The 18,258-nt window shown below is 68.9% G+C and carries 15 protein-coding genes, 1 tRNA gene and 4 pseudogenes; 14 read left to right on the top strand and 6 right to left on the bottom strand.

Annotation, left to right across the window (positions count from 1 at the left end; translation table 11 throughout):
• Positions 1–102 precede the first annotated feature (102 nt).
• The 6 genes and pseudogenes from ACRQ5B_RS00750 to ACRQ5B_RS00725 all read left to right on the top strand — a co-directional run bounded on the left by ACRQ5B_RS00750 (position 103) and on the right by ACRQ5B_RS00725 (position 5,454).
• Positions 103–927 (top strand): phage holin family protein, encoded by an 825-nt coding sequence (locus ACRQ5B_RS00750; protein WP_432395980.1) that lies wholly within the window; start codon positions 103–105, stop codon positions 925–927.
• Between the two features lie 54 nt (positions 928–981).
• Positions 982–1,608: a CDP-alcohol phosphatidyltransferase family protein gene (locus tag ACRQ5B_RS00745; protein WP_432395977.1), complete on the top strand. Its 627-nt coding sequence runs from the start codon at positions 982–984 to the stop codon at positions 1,606–1,608.
• Between the two features lie 40 nt (positions 1,609–1,648).
• Positions 1,649–2,555: pseudogene (locus ACRQ5B_RS00740) on the top strand (DMT family transporter).
• A 100-nt stretch (positions 2,556–2,655) separates the two neighbouring features.
• Positions 2,656–3,855, top strand: coding sequence for a glycosyltransferase (locus tag ACRQ5B_RS00735; RefSeq protein WP_432398797.1), 1,200 nt, complete (start codon positions 2,656–2,658; stop codon positions 3,853–3,855).
• A gap of 100 nt (positions 3,856–3,955) precedes the next feature.
• Positions 3,956–4,032, top strand: a tRNA-Ile gene (locus ACRQ5B_RS00730).
• A gap of 231 nt (positions 4,033–4,263) precedes the next feature.
• The gene (locus tag ACRQ5B_RS00725; RefSeq protein ID WP_432395974.1) at positions 4,264–5,454 is read left to right on the top strand and encodes an acyl-CoA dehydrogenase family protein; all 1,191 of its coding nucleotides are present in this window, start codon (positions 4,264–4,266) and stop codon (positions 5,452–5,454) included.
• A 126-nt stretch (positions 5,455–5,580) separates the two neighbouring features.
• Here ACRQ5B_RS00725 and ACRQ5B_RS00720 read toward each other — a convergent pair.
• Positions 5,581–6,090, bottom strand: a pseudogene (locus tag ACRQ5B_RS00720) (peptidoglycan DD-metalloendopeptidase family protein); the annotation flags it as partial.
• A gap of 449 nt (positions 6,091–6,539) precedes the next feature.
• Here ACRQ5B_RS00720 and rpsB point away from each other — a divergent pair.
• From rpsB to ACRQ5B_RS00690, 6 genes and pseudogenes are all read left to right on the top strand, one after another.
• Positions 6,540–7,400: a 30S ribosomal protein S2 gene (gene rpsB, locus ACRQ5B_RS00715; RefSeq protein ID WP_432395971.1), complete on the top strand. Its 861-nt coding sequence runs from the start codon at positions 6,540–6,542 to the stop codon at positions 7,398–7,400.
• 137 nt (positions 7,401–7,537) lie between these two features.
• Complete coding sequence (tsf, locus tag ACRQ5B_RS00710) at positions 7,538–8,374, top strand: translation elongation factor Ts (RefSeq protein WP_290258403.1); 837 nt, start codon at positions 7,538–7,540, stop codon at positions 8,372–8,374.
• 153 nt (positions 8,375–8,527) lie between these two features.
• Positions 8,528–9,265: a UMP kinase gene (gene pyrH / locus ACRQ5B_RS00705; protein ID WP_290258402.1), complete on the top strand. Its 738-nt coding sequence runs from the start codon at positions 8,528–8,530 to the stop codon at positions 9,263–9,265.
• Positions 9,266–9,340: 75 nt separating this feature from the next.
• A pseudogene (gene frr, locus ACRQ5B_RS00700) lies at positions 9,341–9,899 on the top strand (ribosome recycling factor).
• On the top strand, positions 9,899–10,819 hold the full coding sequence (locus tag ACRQ5B_RS00695) for a phosphatidate cytidylyltransferase (protein ID WP_432395967.1): 921 nt from the start codon (positions 9,899–9,901) through the stop codon (positions 10,817–10,819). The pseudogene frr and the gene ACRQ5B_RS00695 overlap by 1 nt, the downstream one beginning before the upstream one ends.
• A 146-nt stretch (positions 10,820–10,965) precedes the next feature.
• The gene (locus ACRQ5B_RS00690) at positions 10,966–11,544 is read left to right on the top strand and encodes a DivIVA domain-containing protein (RefSeq protein WP_290258577.1); all 579 of its coding nucleotides are present in this window, start codon (positions 10,966–10,968) and stop codon (positions 11,542–11,544) included.
• A 34-nt stretch (positions 11,545–11,578) separates the two neighbouring features.
• Here ACRQ5B_RS00690 and ACRQ5B_RS00685 read toward each other — a convergent pair whose 3' ends face one another.
• From ACRQ5B_RS00685 to ACRQ5B_RS00670, 4 genes and pseudogenes are all read right to left on the bottom strand, one after another.
• Positions 11,579–13,045 carry a cation acetate symporter gene (locus ACRQ5B_RS00685; RefSeq protein ID WP_432395964.1) on the bottom strand — a complete coding sequence of 489 codons (1,467 nt, stop codon included), beginning with the start codon at positions 13,043–13,045 and terminating at the stop codon, positions 11,579–11,581.
• A 7-nt stretch (positions 13,046–13,052) separates the two neighbouring features.
• The gene (locus ACRQ5B_RS00680; RefSeq protein ID WP_412882550.1) at positions 13,053–13,496 is read right to left on the bottom strand and encodes a hypothetical protein; all 444 of its coding nucleotides are present in this window, start codon (positions 13,494–13,496) and stop codon (positions 13,053–13,055) included.
• On the bottom strand, positions 13,493–14,212 hold the full coding sequence (locus ACRQ5B_RS00675; protein WP_290258397.1) for a LytR/AlgR family response regulator transcription factor: 720 nt from the start codon (positions 14,210–14,212) through the stop codon (positions 13,493–13,495). The genes ACRQ5B_RS00680 and ACRQ5B_RS00675 overlap by 4 nt, the downstream gene beginning before the upstream one ends.
• A gap of 65 nt (positions 14,213–14,277) precedes the next feature.
• Positions 14,278–15,473, bottom strand: a pseudogene (locus ACRQ5B_RS00670) (sensor histidine kinase).
• 211 nt (positions 15,474–15,684) lie between these two features.
• Between ACRQ5B_RS00670 and ACRQ5B_RS00665 the strand changes: the two are divergent.
• Both ACRQ5B_RS00665 and ACRQ5B_RS00660 read left to right on the top strand, forming a co-directional pair.
• Positions 15,685–16,065 (top strand): DUF485 domain-containing protein, encoded by a 381-nt coding sequence (locus ACRQ5B_RS00665; protein ID WP_432398796.1) that lies wholly within the window; start codon positions 15,685–15,687, stop codon positions 16,063–16,065.
• The gene (locus ACRQ5B_RS00660) at positions 16,062–17,690 is read left to right on the top strand and encodes a solute symporter family protein (protein ID WP_432395961.1); all 1,629 of its coding nucleotides are present in this window, start codon (positions 16,062–16,064) and stop codon (positions 17,688–17,690) included. The genes ACRQ5B_RS00665 and ACRQ5B_RS00660 overlap by 4 nt, the downstream gene beginning before the upstream one ends.
• Before the next feature lie 79 nt (positions 17,691–17,769).
• Here ACRQ5B_RS00660 and ACRQ5B_RS00655 read toward each other — a convergent pair whose 3' ends face one another.
• A complete protein-coding gene (locus ACRQ5B_RS00655) occupies positions 17,770–18,243 on the bottom strand; it encodes an Lrp/AsnC family transcriptional regulator (protein WP_290258394.1) in 474 nt (157 codons plus the stop codon).
• Positions 18,244–18,258: the final 15 nt, after the last annotated feature.

The raw sequence follows: 18,258 nt of genomic DNA, 5'->3' as shown, positions 1-18,258 counted from the left end.
CGGAAGCGGAACGACAGATGGCACCAGTTAGGCGGAACCGATGAGTGGACGGCACACCGGCAGGACCGGCGGGGGCTGCGCCTTTCCGCGTTGCCCAAGACCTTGAAACTGATCTTTAAGCTGGCACCGCGGCAACTCAACGATGAGATTGCCTTCGCCAAGGCCGAACTCAAGCGCAAGGGCATCCAGCTCGGCATCGCGGCGGCCTTCGCCGTCGTCGCCCTGATCTTCGTCCTGCTGCTGGTCATCGGGCTCGTCGTGGCAGCCATCATGGGCCTCGCCACGATCATGCCGGCCTGGCTCGCGGCCCTCCTGGTCTGCGCCGTGTTCCTGGTCATCGCCCTGATCGTGGGACTCATCGGCGTCAGCCGCTTCAAGAAGGCCATGCCGCTGGTCCCCGAGGAGACCATCCGCGGGCTGAAGTACGACCTCGGCATCGCCAAGGAGGGCTCCTCCTTCGACCCGGCCGTGCTTGATCCGAACACGCCGCAGGCCAAGGCAGCGAAGGCCGCCAAGGAGGCAGCCGCCGCCCGTGCCAAGGCGGAGAAGGAAGCCAAGAAGGCGGCCGAACAGCCCGACCTCGGCCCCGCTCCCTCCGAGGATGAGCTGCGCCGCCGGCTGGACCAGCGCCGCCGCCACCTCACCGGCGTCCGCGACGAACTCGGCGAGGAACTGGACCTCAAGGCCCAGGCGCAGATCCTCCTCGCCGCCGGCCAGCAGCGCGTCGAAGAGGGCAAGGAACTGGTCGACGACCGGATCGCCGCCCTGCGTGGCCCCTCCGCCACCACCCCCGGTGCCCGGCCTTCCACCGGCAGCTCCGGCACGGCGCCGGCCGCGGAACTGGCCAAGCGTTGGAAGCCGCTGGCAGCCTTCGCGGCGGCGACCACCACCTTCATCGTCCTGCTGCGCCGCCTGCTCAAGGGCTGACAGGACCGTAAACCCCGACAACGAATGGACACCGGCAGCGGAAAGGGAGGCCGAATGAGGTTCATCGGCGCTGGCGCGCGTCCCGGCCAACCCCAAATCCATTCGGATGTGGTCTTCACCGTCCCCAATCTCCTGACCGTGGTGCGGTTCCTCGGTGTCCCGCTGTTCATCTGGCTGGTCCTCGCGAAACAGGAGTACGGTGCCGCCGCCCTGGTCCTGGCCCTCATGGGCAGCACCGACTGGGTGGACGGCTACATCGCCCGCCGCTTCAACCAGATGTCCAACCTCGGCCGGATCATGGACCCGATAGCGGACCGGCTGGCCCTGATCGCCGTCGCCGTCACCCTCGTGATCGCCGGCGTCGTCGAGTGGTGGTACCTGACCGCCCTCCTGGTGCCCGACCTGATCCTGATGGCCATCTCCCTCTACTACTTCCACAGCCACCCCGACCTCCCGGTCAGCCGGGTCGGCAAGATCCGGACCGCGCTGCTGCTCCTCGGCACACCCCTGCTGGTGCTCTCGAAGCTGCAGCTGCCCGGCGCCGAGGGCTACTTCGTGGCGGCCTGGGTCTGCCTGGGCCTCGGCCTGGTGGGGCACTGGATCGCCGCCTACAACTACTTCTGGGCCATCATCCGCAAGGGCCGCGGACAGCGGCCCGCCGCAGAAGCAGCACCGCCGTGAACCCGCAGGAACGTTCCAACGACGACGGGGGACCCCGCTGATGGTCTGGCTGGCAGTCGTGCTGGCCGTCGCCGGCGCCTTTTTCCTCGCCTTTGGCGCGCAGCGGCAGGGCAGCGCGGTCAAGGCAGACACCGGCGGCCTGGCCCTGAGCTCCAACGGCCTGCTTCGGCTGATCCGTAACCGCCGCTGGCTCCTGGGGCTCGTGCTCTTGTGTGTCGGCACGGCCCTGAATGCCATCGCCCTCGTGTCCGCCCCGCTGACCGTTGTGCAGCCGATCGGCGCCATCGCGCTGGTCATCACCACGGTCATCAACGCCAAGGACCAGGGCCTGAGCATGAACCGGGCCACGGTGGTGGCGATCAGCTGCTGCGTCACCGGCTCCGCCCTGTTCGTGATCCTGGCCGTCACGGTCACCCAGGAGAATCACCACGTCAGTGCCGCGGACGAGCTCACGGTGGTGCTGTTGCTGGCCCTCGTCGTGGCCCTGTTCGGCACCCTGGCGCTGCTCTTCAAGCACCGGATGAGCGCGTTCGTGTACATCATCGGCGCCGGCATGCTGTTCGGCTTCGTTGCCGTCCTGACCCGGATCATTGGGCGGCACCTGCTGGACCCCAACGGGCTGTTCCTGCTCAACGTGCAGTGGTACACCCTGCTGGCCATCCTTGCAGCGGGCGGTCTGGGTTCGTGGTTCGTGCAGAGCGCCTACTCGGGCGGTCCGCCGGACCTGGTCATCGCCGGCCTGACCGTGATCGACCCCATGATCGGCATCGCGATCGGCGTCGTGATCCTCGGCGAACTGCGCCCCGATGTCCACGCCGTGACCGCGATCGCCATGGGTGCCGCGGCTCTCCTTGCTATCGTGGGAGTGATCGCCCTGTCCAGGCACCACCCCGAGGTCTACCAAGCGCAAGAAAGACGCGCGGAAGGCCGCGGCGCGGAGGCCTTAGGGCGACGCCACAGACTTCAGGCGCCGGCGGGCCGCGCCTGCGCCGGCGGCCGGCCGGCCGCCGCTACCCACCGTGACCACCAGGAGCCATCCCCGTGACCATGCCCCAGACCGACAACCCCGGCAGGAAACTGACGATCCTGATCGCCGCCGAAACCTACCCGCCGGACGTCAACGGAGCCGCCCAGTTCGGCTACCGTCTCGCCAAGGGCATGACCGGACGCGGCCACGACGTCCACGTCCTGGCCACCCGCCCCAGCAAGGGCAAGAGCTACAGCGAGTTCCGCGACGAGGCCACCGTGCACCGCGTGCGCTCCCACTCCGTCCCCACGCACGAGAGCTTCCGGATCACCTTCCCCTGGGAGATCAAGAAGGAGATCGCGCTGCTCTTCGACCGGGTCAAGCCCGACGTCGTGCACATCCAGAGTCACTACATGATCGGTGAGCACGTCCTCTACGAGGCGGTTCGCCGCGGCGTCCGTATCGTGGCGACCAACCACTTTATGCCGGAGAACCTCAACCCCTTCCTGCCGTTCCCGCAGTGGTTCAAGGACATCGTGGGCCGCGTCTCCTGGCGCGACATGGGCAAGGTCATGGGCCAGGCCGACGTCGTGACCACCCCCACCCCGCTCGCGGCCAAGGCGATGCACGACCACGCCTTCCTCCGCAAGGTGCTGCCGCTCTCCAATGGCATCGACGCCGCCGCCTACGAGCTGAAGCCGGGGGAGGAAGTCCCCGTCAACGCCAGCCCCACCGTGCTCTTCGTGGGCCGCCTCGCCGAGGAAAAGCACATCGATGTCCTGATCGACGCCATCTCCAAGACCCCGGCCACCCTCGACGTCCACCTGCAGGTGGTCGGCGGCGGCGAGGTCCGCCCGGCCCTGGAGGCGCAGGTCAAGCGTTTGGGCCTGGGGGACCGGGTGCGCTTCCTGGGCCTGGCCAGCGACGAGGAACTGCGCCGCGCCTACCTCGGCGCCGACCTGTTCTGCATGCCGGGCACCGCGGAGCTGCAGTCCCTGGTGACCCTTGAAGCGATGTCCGCCTCCACGCCCGTCGTCCTGGCCGACGCGATGGCCCTGCCGCACCTGGTGCGCGACGGGGAGAACGGCTACCTGTTTACCCCGAACGACAGCGACGACCTGGCCGCCAAGATCACCACGGTGCTGTCCCTGCCTGCCGACGAGCGTGCCGCCATGGGCAAGGTCAGCCGCAGCATGGTGGAGAACCACAGCATCGAGCGGACCCTCCAGACCTTCGAGGACATTTACCGCGGCGCCAGCTACGACGACCTGGTGGTCTAGCACTCGGGCACGGGCCGGGGCGCCCGGCCGGTACGACTACTATTGCTAGAGTGTTTTGCCCCGGGGCCTGCCGTGACACGGCCGGTGCCCCGGGTCCCACGGGGCTATAGCTCAGCTGGTTAGAGCGCGGGACTCATAATCCTAAGGTCCTCGGTTCAAGTCCGAGTAGCCCTACCATCACCGGTCTCCCGGCCGGTCAGCGTCACCTCCCACCATCAAACGCCGCACTTCCCAGGCCGCGTCCGGAAGCTCCGCCTCCCGGACGCGGCCTTTGCGTTCCCCGCCCCGCGGGTGGGCCAGGTCACTTGCGGCACCCCTCCGCACACGGTAAGTTACTGCCCAGTAACATATCGGTGCGGATCTCTCCGCGCCCTTCTGGTCGCCGCTGATCACAAGTGAGGGAACACCATGTCCAAGGCTGCAATCGACTTCAACAACCTCCCGTACGCCGACGGCGACTTCTTCGCCTTCGAGCAACTGCTCAGCGACAAGGAGCGCGACCGGCTGGCCGAGGTCCGCGAGTTCCTGGCCCGCGAGGTCAAGCCGATCGCCGTCGACTGCTGGAACCGCGCCGAGTTCCCGATGGACCTGATCCCCAAGTTGGCCGAGATCGACCTCGTCAGCCCGGTCAAGCGCCAGGGTTACTCGAACCTCTTCGCCGGCATACTTCACGCCGAGACCACCCGCGCCGACACCTCGATCGCCACCTTCATGGGCGTCCACGACGGACTGTTCACCGGCTCGATCGAGGCGCTGGCCTCCCAGGAGCAGCAGGAGGCCTGGCTGCCGGAGATCTACTCGATGAAGAAGATCGGCGCCTTCGGCCTGACCGAACCGCTGGGTGGCTCCGACGTTGCCGGCGGCACGCGCACCACCGCCCGGCGCGAAGGTGATCACTGGGTCCTCAACGGCGCGAAGCGCTGGATCGGTAACGCCACCTTTTCCGACTGGGTGGTCATCTACGCCCGCGACGTCGAGGACAACCAGGTCAAGGGCTTCCTGGTGGACACGAAGACCGAGGGCTACGGCGCCACCAAGATCGAGAACAAGATTTCGCTGCGCACCGTTCAGAACGCGGACATCACGCTGGAAAACGTCGTGGTGCCCGACTTCTTCAAGCTCGCGAACGCCAACAGCTTCCGCGACACCAACAAGGTCCTGAAGGTCACCCGCCTCTCCGTGGCCTGGCAGGCCGTCGGCCAGCAGCTGGCCGCGTTCGACGTCGCCCGCCGCTATGCCGTCGAACGCAGCCAGTTCGGCCGGCCGATTGCCTCCTTCCAGCTCGTGCAGAACCAGCTGGTCCAGATGCTCGGCAACACCGTCAGCTCGATGGGCATGTTGGTCCGGCTCTCCCAGCTCGAAGACGCGGGCCAGGCCAAGGACGAACAGTCCGCCCTGGCTAAGGCCTTCACCACGGCCCGGATGCGGGAAACCGTGGCGATCGGCCGCAGCCTCCTGGGCGGCAACGGCATTGTCTCCGACTACGAGATGGCGAAGGTCTTCTCCGACGCGGAGGCCATCTACTCCTACGAGGGCACCCACGAGATCAACACCTTGGTCACGGGCCGGGCCATCACCGGAATCTCCGCGATCGTCTAACCCCGACACCGGCGCCCGGACCGGCGGCAGCAGCACCGAGGGCCGCAGGTCCAGGACGAACCCGAGGGGGTTCAGATACTCCTCGCCGCCGCGGACGCCCCAGTGCAGACACGGCGTGCCGCCGCAGTGGCCGGGCGTTCCGGGCTGCGGGGCCGCCACCACACCCACCGGGGACCCGGCCGCCACCGGGTCCCCGGCCCGCAGGGTCGTCTCCACGGGTTCGAAGCTACTCCGGAGACCGTCCCCGTGGTCGATGCTCAGCACCGGGCGGTCCACCACCATGCCGGCGAAACTGACCCGTCCCGCGGCCGGTGCGCTGACCACGGCCCCGGCGTCGGCCCGCAGGTCCACCCCGCGGTGTCCGCTGAGCCACGGCCGGTCGGGCGGATCGAAGCCCCGCACGACCGCTGGCCTGGGGAGAGCGGCCAAACCCAGCCCCGCGCCGGCGCCGCGCGGGCCGGAACCGCCGGCGCCGCGGCGCCAACTCCGGAAAGCATCACTGGCGGGTGCGTCGGGACCTGCGGGGCAAGGGAACCGGCCAGTGCAACGGCGAGCAGCAGCGGGAGCACGGGGAACAACGTCATGGCTCCAGCCTGGGTGCCCTGGCGGTGTCGAAACAGGCGCCCGGGACGCCATGTGGACAACTCCACCCAGGCCCCAGATATGCCTCCGGAACACCGCCGTCGGCGCCCCGTCGGAACCCCGAAGCACCCCCGGCCGGCGCCCCGGACGCGTCCGTCGGGCGGGGCCCGCTGTAGTACACTAGGTGGAGCAGTTTGCTGTTCCCTCATGCCCCGATTCGTTGCGCTGTCCTTCCCGGACGTGCCGCGGAAGGCAGCACATCTCATTCAGGAGTGCGGGAACGCTTGCTGACTACGCGTATCCAGCCCTCTGCAGCCGAAGCACCGCTCCGGCCGACGAGGACTGCGCCCCTTGCGGTCCGGACCCCATGGTCCGGATGAGGAGCGCGGTGGATACCAGGAGGAGCTCCCGGAACCGGGTGCTGCTAATCAACCGTCAACTATTGGCAGGGTAAGAGGGCCTCACGGCTCTCTCATGAATGACCTGCCGGAAGGAGCGTCGGCATGCCCGTCGTAACCATGCGCCAGCTGCTTGACAGCGGCGTCCACTTTGGACACCAGACCCGTCGTTGGAACCCGAAGATGAAGCGCTTCATCTTCACGGAGCGCAACGGCATCTACATCATTGACCTGCAGCAGTCGCTGTCCTACATCGACCGTGCCTACGAGTTCGTGAAGGCCACCGTCGCACACGGCGGCACCGTCCTCTTCGTTGGTACCAAGAAGCAGGCACAGGAAGCCATCGCCGAGCAGGCCACCCGCGTCGGCCAGCCGTACGTGAACCAGCGTTGGCTCGGCGGTATGCTGACCAACTTCCAGACGGTTTCCAAGCGCATCCAGCGCATGAAGGAACTCGAAGAGATCGACTTCGACGACGTCGCCGGTTCCGCTTACACCAAGAAGGAACTGCTGCTCCTGCGTCGCGAGCTGACCAAGCTGGAGACCAACCTCGGCGGTATCCGCAACCTCACCAAGGCGCCTTCGCTCCTGTGGGTTGTCGACACCAAGAAGGAACACCTCGCCGTCGACGAAGCCAAGAAGCTGAACATCCCGGTTGTGGCCATCCTGGACACCAACTGCGATCCGGACGAAGTTGACTTCCCGATCCCGGGTAACGACGACGCCATCCGCTCCGTGAACCTGCTGACCCGCGTCGTTGCCGACGCCGTTGCCGAGGGCCTGATCGCCCGCAACCAGCGCGCCACGGGCACCACGGAAGCCCCGGAAGAGCCGCTGGCCGAGTGGGAGCGCGAGCTCCTCGAAGGCAACAAGGCCGAAGAGGCTGCTCCGGCCGCCGACGCTGCTCCGGCCGCCGAAGCTGCTCCGGAAGCCGCCGAGGCCCCGGCCGCGGACGACGCCAAGTAGTCACCCCGGCTTAGCCGCACTTCCCTGCGCGCTGCCCGCAGCGCGCGGGGTACCGACAGGATGGCCGCTCACTGTGCGTGAGCAGCCGTCCTGTCGGTCCGTACACCAGACAAAATTTTCTAGACAGAGGGGTTCACATGGCGAACTACACTGCTGCTGACATCAAGGCCCTGCGCGAGCGCACCGGCGCCGGCATGATGGACGTCAAGAAGGCTCTCGACGAGGCCAACGGCGACGCCGAGAAGGCCATCGAGATCATCCGCATCAAGGGCCTCAAGGGTGCCACCAAGCGCGAAGGCCGCTCCACGGCCGAGGGCCTGGTTGCCGCCAAGGTCGCCAATGGCGTCGGCGTGATGGTCGAAGTCAACTGCGAGACCGACTTCGTTGCCAAGGCTGACAAGTTCATCCAGCTGGCCGACAAGGTCCTGACCGTCGCCGTCGAGTCCGGCGCTGCCGACCTCGAGGCCTTGCTGGCCACCGACGTTGACGGCAAGCCGCTCTCCGAGGTTGTCGTCGAAGAAGGCGCCATCCTGGGCGAGAAGGTCGTCGTCCGCCGCATCGCCCGCATCGAGGCCCCGACCGTCGACGCGTACCTGCACAAGACGTCCAAGGACCTCCCGGCCCAGGTCGGCGTCCTCTTCGCCGTCGACGGTGAAGGCGAAGCCGCCACCGCCGCCGCCCACGACGTCGCCGTCCACATCGCCGCCATGGCCCCAAACTACCTGACCCGCGAGGACGTCCCGTCCGAGCTGGTCGAGTCCGAGCGCCGCATCGCCGAGGAAACCGCAAAGGCCGAGGGCAAGCCCGAAGCTGCGATGACCAAGATCGTCGAAGGCCGCGTCACCGGCTTCTACAAGGGCGAGGTCCTGGTTGACCAGGCATTCGCCAAGGACGCCAAGAAGTCCGTCGCCGCCGTCCTCGAAGAGGCCGGCGTGAAGGCTACCGGCTTCGCACGCTTCCGCGTCGGTTCCTAACCGGCAACGCCAGGGGGTGGTCACTTCGGTGGCCACCCCTTTTGCATGCGCAGGAGACCCCAGGGCGCCTGCGCCGGGACCCGGGCGGCGGGGAATGCCGCCGCCGGGCCCCGGCACGATAACCTTTTGAGAGCTCACCAACGGGAAGGCACCATGGATACCGTCAACAATTCCGCCCAGCCAACGAAGACGCGGCGCCGCGTCCTCCTCAAGCTTTCCGGCGAGGTCTTCGGCGGCGGCAAGCTGGGCGTCGACCCGGACACCGTCCGCGGGGTCGCCAAGCAGATCGCCGCGGCCGTCCCGGACGTCGAGGTCGCGATCGTCGTCGGCGGCGGCAACTTCTTCCGCGGTGCCGAGCTCTCGCAGAGCGGCATGGACCGCTCCCGCGCCGACTACATGGGCATGCTCGGCACGGTTATGAACTGCCTGGCGCTGCAGGACTTCCTGGAGCAGGCCGGCGTCGAGACCCGCGTGCAGAGCGCCATCACCATGGGCCAGGTCGCCGAGGCGTACATCCCGCGCCGCGCCATCCGCCACATGGAGAAGGGCCGCGTTGTGATCTTCGGCGCCGGCGCGGGGCTGCCCTACTTCTCCACCGACACCGTCGCCGCGCAGCGCGCCATGGAGGTGCACGCCGACGTCGTCCTGATGGCCAAGAGCGGCGTCGACGGCGTCTACACCGCCGACCCGAAGAAGGATCCCACCGCGGAGAAGCTGCACAAGCTCAGCTACGACGAGGCCCTGCGCCGCGACATCCGCGTCATGGACCAGACCGCCATGACCATGTGCAAGGACAACAACCTCACCATGGTCGTCTTCGGCATGGAGGGCGAGGGCAACGTCACCCGCGCGATCCGCGGCGAGGACCTGGGCACCGTGGTCACCCCCTAGCTCCGGCTAGGATGGTTTGAGGACAGTTCAGCTCCCCGGGCTCTGGGGCGCGCACCAAATTTCTGAGGAGAGAACGTGATCGAAGAGACCTTGCTCGAAGCCGGCGACAAGATGGACAAGGCGGTCGAGGTTGCCAAGGAAGACTTCGCCTCGATCCGCACCGGCCGCGCCACCCCGGGCCTGTACAACAAGGTCATGGTGGAGTACTACGGCTCGCCGACCCCGCTGCAGCAGCTGGCGTCCTTCGCGGTGCCGGACGCCCGCACCATCCTCATCACCCCGTTCGACAAGACCGCGCTGCGGGACATCGAACGCGCCCTGAGCGACTCCGAGGTGGGCGCCAACCCCTCCAACGACGGCAACGTCATCCGGGTCACCATCCCTGAGCTGACCAAGGAACGCCGCAAGGAATACGTCAAGATCGTCAAGTCCAAGGGCGAGGACGCCAAGGTGTCCATCCGCAACATCCGCCGCAAGGCCAAGGAAACCCTGGACAAGCTGGTTAAAGGACGGCGAAGCCGGCGAGGACGAGGGAACCCGTGCCGAGAAGGAACTGGACGCCCTGACCAAGTCCCACGTCGACGGCATCGACGAGCTGCTCAAGCGCAAGGAAGCCGAGCTGCTCGAGGTCTGATGACAGGCGAACAGCAGGCACCCGGGCCGCGCGTCCGGGTGAGGGGGAAAGAGCGGAAGAACCCGACGCCCAAGGCGGGCAGGAATCTTCCCGCCGCAACGGCCGTCGGCCTCGCCATGCTCTTTGCGGTGCTCGGCGGCCTGCTGTTCCTGCCCCTGGCCTTCGTCCTGATCGTCACCGCCTTCGCGGTCTTCGGCGTCTGGGAGGTCTACCGGGCTCTGGAGGCCTCCGGCACGCGGCTGCCGATCATCCCCGCGATGACCGGCACCGTGGCGATGCCGGTCTCCGCCTACTTCGGCGGCCCGGAAAGCCTCATGTTCGCGTTCCTGCTCAGCAGCGTCGCGGTGCTGCTGTGGCGGTCGCTGGAGGGCGCCGCGGGCTCGGCCCGCAGCATCTTCGCCGGCGTCTTCACCATGGCGTGGGTACCGTTCCTGATCAGCTTTGCGGTCCTGCCGCTGCATGCCTCCGGCGGGGTCACCCCGGTGGGCTTCTGGCCGAACGGCGTAGTGCCCGTCGGGGCCTGGCAGATCGGCACCCTGCTGCTGCTGGTGGTCTCCAACGACACCTTCGGGTACCTCGTCGGTGCCTCCCTCGGCAAGCACCCGATGGCGCCCAAGATCAGCCCGAAGAAGTCCTGGGAGGGCTTCGCCGGGTCCGTGGGCGGGGCCGTCGTCGTCGGCGTTTTGGCCTCGATCTTCGTCCTCGGCGAGCCGTGGTGGTTCGGCGCCGCCCTGGCCGTGGGCATGGTGGGAGCCGCGACCGCCGGCGACCTCGCCGAGTCCATGGTCAAGCGGGAGCTTGGCATCAAGGACATGGGCAACAGCCTTCCGGGCCACGGGGGAGTGATGGACCGGCTGGACTCCATCGTCTTCGCCTCGCCGGTGGCCTTCATGATTTTCTCCGCCGCCGCGGGTGGCTGAGCGGGCGGACGACCCCGCCCCGGCGCCTACAATGGTGCCCGTAAAAAGCGCCGTACACGGATCCGGCACAGCCGGACAAACCAGTGCCGCACAACAAGAGCCGCACGGCCTCGAAGGATAAGAAGTAAACAGTGGACAGCAACCGAGTGGACCTCAACCGGCAGATCCCTGCCTCCTTTGACCGCGTCCAGCGCAACCAGTACGGCTACAACGCCAAGCAGGTGGACCAGTTCCTGCGGCAGGCCCGGGTCTCCTTCGAGACCCCGCAGGCGGCCGAGCGCGTGGTCAAGAGCGCCGATGTCCGCGCCGTCACCTTCGACCCGGTCAAGGGCGGCTACGCTGCCGCCGCCGTAGACGCGGCCCTGGACCGGCTCGAGGACGCCCTGGCCCGCCGGGAACGCGACGAACTGGTCGGCGAACGCGGCGAGGACGCCTGGCTGCGCGAGATCGGCCGGCTGGCCGGGCTGCTCCGCGGCCGGCTGCACCGCCCGGACGGGCAGCGCTTCCGCCGGCCGGCGAAGGCTAAGGTCCGCAGCTACAACATCGCCGACGTCGACGGCCTCTGCCACGAGCTGATCGGCTACTTGGACGAGGACCAGCCGCTCAGCGTGGACAACGTCCGCCGCGCCACCTTCCGGCCCGCCGTCGGCCGCGACGGCTACGAGGAAACCCAGGTGGATGCGTTCCTGGACAAAGTGGTCGAACTCATGGCGGCGATCGACTGACCGGCTCTAGCGACCGGCCGCTAGCTGACCCGCGCTAGCGCTCCGTCACGAGCGGCCGCTCGGGGGTGTGCAGCCGCGTCATTAGCCGGGTGATGCTGCGCGGCACCCGGTCCCGGGTGGCCCGGGACACCAGGACCATGACGGCGAACGCGGCCGGCACCGTCCACGCGGCCGGCTGCGCCAGCCACGACGGCGTCCCCGCCGCACCCAGCACCGCGCCGGCCAGCATCGAACCGCCGCACGCCAGCGCCCCGGTCAGCATTCCCGCGATCGCCCCGGCGTCGGTCAGGCCGCGCCACCAGATCCCCAGCAGCAGCACCGGGCAGATGGTCGAGGCGGTGAAGGCGAACACCAGCCCCACGCTCCCGGCCAGCGCCGTCGAATCCGTCGTCGCGGCGATCCCCAACGGCACCACCGCCGAGAACAGCGCCGCGAGCCGGAACCCGCGGACGCTGCCGCCCAGGATGTCCTGGCTGATCACGCCGGCCAGCGAGACCACCAGCCCGGACGTGGTGGACAGGAATGCCGCGAACGCCCCGGCCACCACCAGGGCGGAGAGCAGGTCCCCGGCGAGGCCGCCGATCATCCGGCCCGGTAGCAGCAGCACCAGCGCGTCGGCCTGGCCGGCTCCCGCGGCGCCGGGGGCGAAGACCCGCCCGATCAGCCCGTAGGCGGTAGGGAAGAGGTAGAACACGGACAGCAGACCCAGCACGATCAGGGTAGTCCGCCGCGCAGACTGGCCGTCCGGGTTGGTGTAGAAGCGCACCAGCACGTGCGGCAGGCCCAGCGTCCCGAAGAGCAGCGCCACCAGCAGCGAGATGTTCTGGTACGGACCGGCCGGCGGCAGCCTGGTGGGGTTCACCGGCGCCTCGGCCACGGCAGGGGTGCCGGTGCCGGCGAGCACCAGCAGGAGGAACAGCAGCGGCACGGCCAAAGCGGTGAGTTTCAGCCAGTACTGGAAGGCCTGGACGAAGGTGATGGAGCGCATCCCGCCGGCCATCACGGTGACGCAGACGACGGCGATCACGGCCACCTGGCCCACCCAGGCCGGCAGCCCGGTGGTGATCCGGATGGCCAGCGCCGCGCCGTGCAGTTGCGGGACGATGTACAGCCAGCCCACCATCACCACCACCAGGCTGGTGACCCGTCGGACGGCGCGGGATTCCAGCCGCGCCTCGGTGAAGTCCGGGATGGTGTAGGCGCCGGAGCGGCGCAGTGGGGCCGCCACGAACAGCAGCAGCATCAGGTACCCGGCGGTGTAGCCCACCGGGTACCAGAGGGCGTCGGTGCCCGAGAGCAGGATCAGCCCGGCCACGCCGAGGAAGCTGGCCGCGGAGAGGTATTCGCCGCCGATGGCCGAAGCGTTCCACCAGGGCCGGACGGTGCGGGAGGCGACGTAGAAGTCCCCGGTGGTGCGGGAGATCCGCAGGCCGTAGAAGCCGATGACGGCGGTGGCGAGGGTGACGGCGGCGAAGGCGGCGACGCCGACCACTGGGTTCATGGCCGCCTCACCGCTCGCCGGCGAGGTCGCGGTAGCGGGCCTCGTTGCGGGCCGCGGTCCGGACATAGAGCCAGGCGCTGAGCCCGATCACCGGATAGATCCCGGCGCCGAGCAGCACCCAGTCGAAGGGCAGACCGGCGATACGCAGCTCGGCGAGTCCCGGCACCAGGCCCAGCAGGAGCGCGAAACCGAGCATGATCAGCAGGAACCCGGCGGCCACCACAATCCCGAGCCGGAGCTGGGACCGGATCAGGGCGCGGACGAAGACCTGCCCGGCGTCGGTCTCCTCCGCCGCCTTGCGTGCCTCGCCCGCGGCTCTGCCCAGCGCGGAACCGGCGGCGCCTGCGGTGCCCGACCCCGCAGTGCCGGAACCAGCGGACCCGGCCCCCGAAGCAGCGGCGCCGGCGCCCGTGGTGACGCGGCGCGGGGCGGTGACCCTGACCCGGGTCATGCCTGCGGCCGGATCCGGGTGGCCTCCAGCTTTTCCCGGACCGGGGGCAGATGCCGGCGGCTGATCGGCAGTTCGGCGCCGGCCACCGCCACGCTGGGCCGGCCCGCCGCCAGCTTCAGGTGCCCGACGTGGGCCAGCGACACCAGGTAGGAGCGGTGGATGCGCAGGAAACCGGCCTCGGCCCACTGCTGCTCCAGGTCCGCCAGCGGCACCCGGATCAGGTAGCTGGCGTCCGCGGTGTGCAGCCGGGCGTAGTCGCCCTGGGCCTGGACGTAGGTGACGTCGTCGCGGCGGATCATCTTGGTGGTGCCGCCGAGGTCCACGGTGATCATTTCCGGGGCTGGTCCGCCGTCGCGCAGCAGCTCGCTGATCCGGCCCACGGACCGGGCCAGCCGCTCGGCGCGGACGGGTTTGAGCAGGTAGTCCACGGCCGCGAGCTCGAAGGCCTCCAGCGCGCAGTCCTCGTCGGCGGTGACGAAGACGACGGCGGGCGGCCGGGCGCTGCGGGCGATCACCCGGGCGATGTCCAGGCCGGAGAGGGCGGGCATGTGGATGTCGAGGAAGACGGCGTCTACGTCGGCGCTCTCCAAAGTGCGGAGCGCCTCGGCGCCGGAGGAGGCGCGGTGGATGGTGCCGATCCGGTCGTCCCGTCCCAGCAGGAACGCCAGCTCCTCCACGGCGGGCAGCTCGTCGTCGGCGACGAGGACGTTAATCATGGTCCTAGGGTACCGCCGTGCCGGCGCCCCGACGGGCGCCATGGCGGCGTGGGCCGGGCGTCGGTTCAGGCGTCGTGGCGGGGCTGGGACTTCGGGACGCGCAGGGTGATCAGCGTGCCCTCGCCGGGCGCCGTCTCGATCACCAGGCCGTTGTCCTCGCCGTAGACCTGCCGCAGCCGGGCATCCACGTTGTGCAGGCCCACGTGGTCGCCGCCGCTGTGCCCGGCCAGCACCGAGCGCAGCTGCTCCGGGTCCATGCCGACGCCGTCGTCCTCGATCGTCACCTCGGCGAATGCACCCGAATCGTTGGCCGTGATGCTGATGTGTCCGGGCCCCTCCTTGGCCTCCAGGCCATGCCGGACGGCGTTCTCCACCAGCGGCTGCAGGCTCAGGAACGGGATGACCGTGCTCAGCACCTCCGGCGCGATCCGCAGGCTGACTTGCACCCGCTCGCCGAAGCGGGCGCGCTCCAGCAGCAGGTACCGGTCGATGCAGCGCAGCTCCTCGGCCAGGGTGGTGAAGTCCCCGTGCCGGCGGAACGAATAGCGGGTGAAGTCGGCGAACTCCACCACCAGCTCCCGCGCCCGCACCGGATCCGTGTTGATGAAGGACGCGATCGCGTTCAGCGAGTTGTAGATGAAGTGCGGGCTGATCTGGGCCCGCAGCGCCCGCACCTCCGCCTCCATCAGAAGTGTCCGGGAGGCGTCGAGTTCGGCCAGCTCCACCTGGGTGGCCACCCAGTCCGCCACCTCGCCGGTGGCCCGGACCAGGCCGGACCCCGCCTCGGGTGCGAACGCGGCCACCACGCCCGCCACCCCGGACCCCACCCGGATCGGCGCAATGACCGCCGCATAGCCGGACCCGGGCGCGCCGGCGGGGAGCGGCCGCCCGGGGCCCGCAGCTCCCCGGCGGGGATCACGGCGGTGTGGCCGCCCGCCAGCACGCTCGCGGCCACCTCCATCAGGACCGGTCGGAGTTCCTCGGCGGCTCCGTCCCAGGCCAGGACGCCCGTGGTGTCCGTGATGGCGAACCCGTCGCAGCCGAGCAGCCCGCGCAGCTGCCGGCTGGCCTTGCCCGCACCGGCGGGGTTCAGGCCGGTCCGCAGGTGCTGGCCGGCGCGGGACGCGGCGTGCAGGGTCTTATAGGTGGCGCGTTCGGCGTCGGTGCCGAGGTCGCGGAAGGAGCGCAGGACCTTGAGCCCGACGGCGATGACGACGGCGATCGCCAGCGCGATCACGGCGACGGCCGCGGCGCTGACCAGGGGGAGTCCGGCATGCTGCCAGCGTATCGCCCGGCCGGGCGATACGCCGTTTGTCGCAGCGCGGCGACCGCTGGGCGACGCCGCCCGCGCCGGTGCTGGAATGTAGCGCACGTCACGTTGCACAGTGATTCCAGTCACACAATGCCGGAGGAGTGTTGTCCGGAAGCCGGAGTGCCCGGCGGTGACTCGCCAGTCTCAATGAGGAGGAATGATGGGTCACGACGCCCAGCATACGGACGCAGCGGCGTCCGTGGACTTCAAGGAAGTCCAGTCGACGGAGCGGTTCCAGGAACTGCGCAAACGTCACCGCAGCTTCGTCTTTCCGATGGCCATCGCGTTCCTGCTGTGGTACTTCGCCTACGTCCTGCTGGCCGACTATGCGGTGGGCTTCATGTCCACCAAGGTCTGGGGCAACATCAACATCGGCCTGATCCTGGGCCTGCTGCAGTTCGTGTCCACGTTCGCGATCACGGGCTGGTACGTCAGCTACTCGAACCGGAAGCTGGACCCCATCGCCTCCGAGATCCGCCAGGAGATCGAAGGCCACGAGTTCGACAAGCACGGCAACCGAGTGAGCGGAACGGCCCAATGACACTGCACGCATCCCTGACGGTCCCCGCGGTCAACGTCGCCGCGCTCAAGGACACCACCCTCCTGAACATGGGCATCTTCGCCCTCTTCGTCGCGGTCATCATGGTGATCGTGTTCCGCGCCAGTCGGAACAACAAGACCGCCGCGGACTACTACGCCGCAGGCCGGTCCTTCACCGGCTCGCAGAACGGCACCGCCATCGCCGGCGACTACCTCTCCGCCGCGTCCTTCCTGGGCATCACCGGCGCGATCGCCGTCAACGGCTACGACGGCTTTATGTACTCCATCGGCTTCCTGGTCGCCTGGCTGGTGGCGCTGCTGCTGGTGGCCGAACTGCTCCGCAACACGGGCAAGTTCACCATGGCCGACGTGCTCTCCTTCCGGCTCCGGCAGCGCCCGGTCCGGATCGCCGCGGCCATCTCCACCCTGGCCGTCTGCTTCTTCTACCTGCTCGCCCAGATGGCCGGCGCCGGCAGCCTGATCTCCCTGCTGCTGGGCATCAGCGACTGGGGCGGACAGGCGCTGGTGATCATCGTCGTCGGCGCCCTGATGATCATGTACGTCCTGATCGGCGGCATGAAGGGCACCACCTGGGTCCAGATCATCAAGGCGATGCTGCTGATCGCCGGCGCCGCCGTGATGACCTTCTGGGTCCTCGCGATCTACGGCTTCAACCTTTCGGACCTGCTCGGCGGCGCCGCGGAGACGGCCAAGAACCCGGCCGTCCTGAACCCTGGCCTGCAGTACGGCAAGTCGGACACGTCCAAGCTGGACTTCATGTCCCTGGGCCTGGCCCTGGTGCTCGGCACCGCGGCCCTGCCGCACGTGCTGATGCGCTTCTACACGGTCCCCACCGCCAAGGAAGCCCGCAAGTCCGTGGTCTGGTCCATCTGGCTGATCGGCATCTTCTACCTGTTCACCCTGGTCCTCGGCTACGGTGCCGCGGCCCTCGTGGGCGCCGACACCATCAAGGGCGCCCCCGGCGGCGTGAACTCCGCCGCCCCGCTGCTGGCCTTCCACCTCGGCGGACCGCTGCTGCTGGGCTTCATCTCGGCGGTGGCGTTCGCCACCATCCTCGCCGTCGTCGCCGGCCTCACCATCACCGCGGCGGCCTCCTTCGCCCACGACATCTACGCCAACGTGATCGCCAAGGGCAAGGCCGACGCCGAGACCGAGGTCAAGGTGGCCCGCCGTACGGTGATCGTCATCGGCATCCTCGCCATCGCCGGCGGCATCTTCGCCAACGGCCAGAACGTCGCCTTCCTGGTGGCCCTGGCCTTCGCCGTCGCCGCCTCCGCGAACCTGCCCACCATCGTGTACTCGCTGTTCTGGCGCCGGTTCACCACCCAGGGCGCGATCTGGAGCATGTACGGCGGCCTCGCCGCCGCCATCATCCTGATCGCCCTCTCCCCGGTGGTCTCCGGCACCAAGACCTCGATGATCGCCGGCGCGAACTTCGCGATCTTCCCGCTCAGCAACCCCGGCATCGTCTCCATCCCGCTCGCGTTCTTCCTGGGCTGGCTGGGCACCGTGCTGGACAAGCGGCGCGAGGACACCACCAAGCAGGCCGAGATGGAGGTCCGCTCCCTGACCGGGGTGGGCGCCGAGAAGGCCACCAACCACTAACGCACCACCGCATAGCTGCATCACCCAACGACACAGGACCCCCGCGCCGCCCGGCGCGGGGTCCTCTGTGCGTGAGGGGTCAGCCCTCGGCCGGGCCCCGTTCGAGCAGCGGCTGGATCCGGAACGGAATCATCTCGCTCATCGCCAGCGCCGTGTCCGTCCGGTCCACCCCGTCGCAGGAGAGGATCTTGCCGTTGATCCGGAACAGGTCCTCGGCGTCGCGGGCCACCACACGCAGCAGCAGGTCGGCCGATCCGGTCAGGCCGTAGCCCTCCAGGATCTCAGGGACCGCGGCCAGCTCCACCGCCAGCCTGCCTAGCTTCTGCTGCTGGACGTGGACGGAGATGAAGGCCATCAGCGGGTAGCCCAGCGTTGCCGGATTGATCCGGCGCTCGAAGGAGAGGAACACGTGCTTTTTCTCGAGCTGCGCCATCCGGGCCTGCACGGTGTTGCGGGACAGTCCCAGCTTCTGCGCCAGGGCCACGACGGTGCCGCGGGGGTCCCGTGCCATGGCCGAAAGCAGGCGGGTGTCTGTGCCATCCAAGGGTTGCATAGTGCGCAAGGTTAG

This window comes from Pseudarthrobacter sp. L19 (assembly GCF_050859435.1).
Lineage (GTDB): Bacteria > Actinomycetota > Actinomycetes > Actinomycetales > Micrococcaceae > Arthrobacter.
The sequence above is the reverse complement of the archived record's forward strand: the minus strand, read 5'-3'. Positions and strand labels throughout refer to the sequence as shown.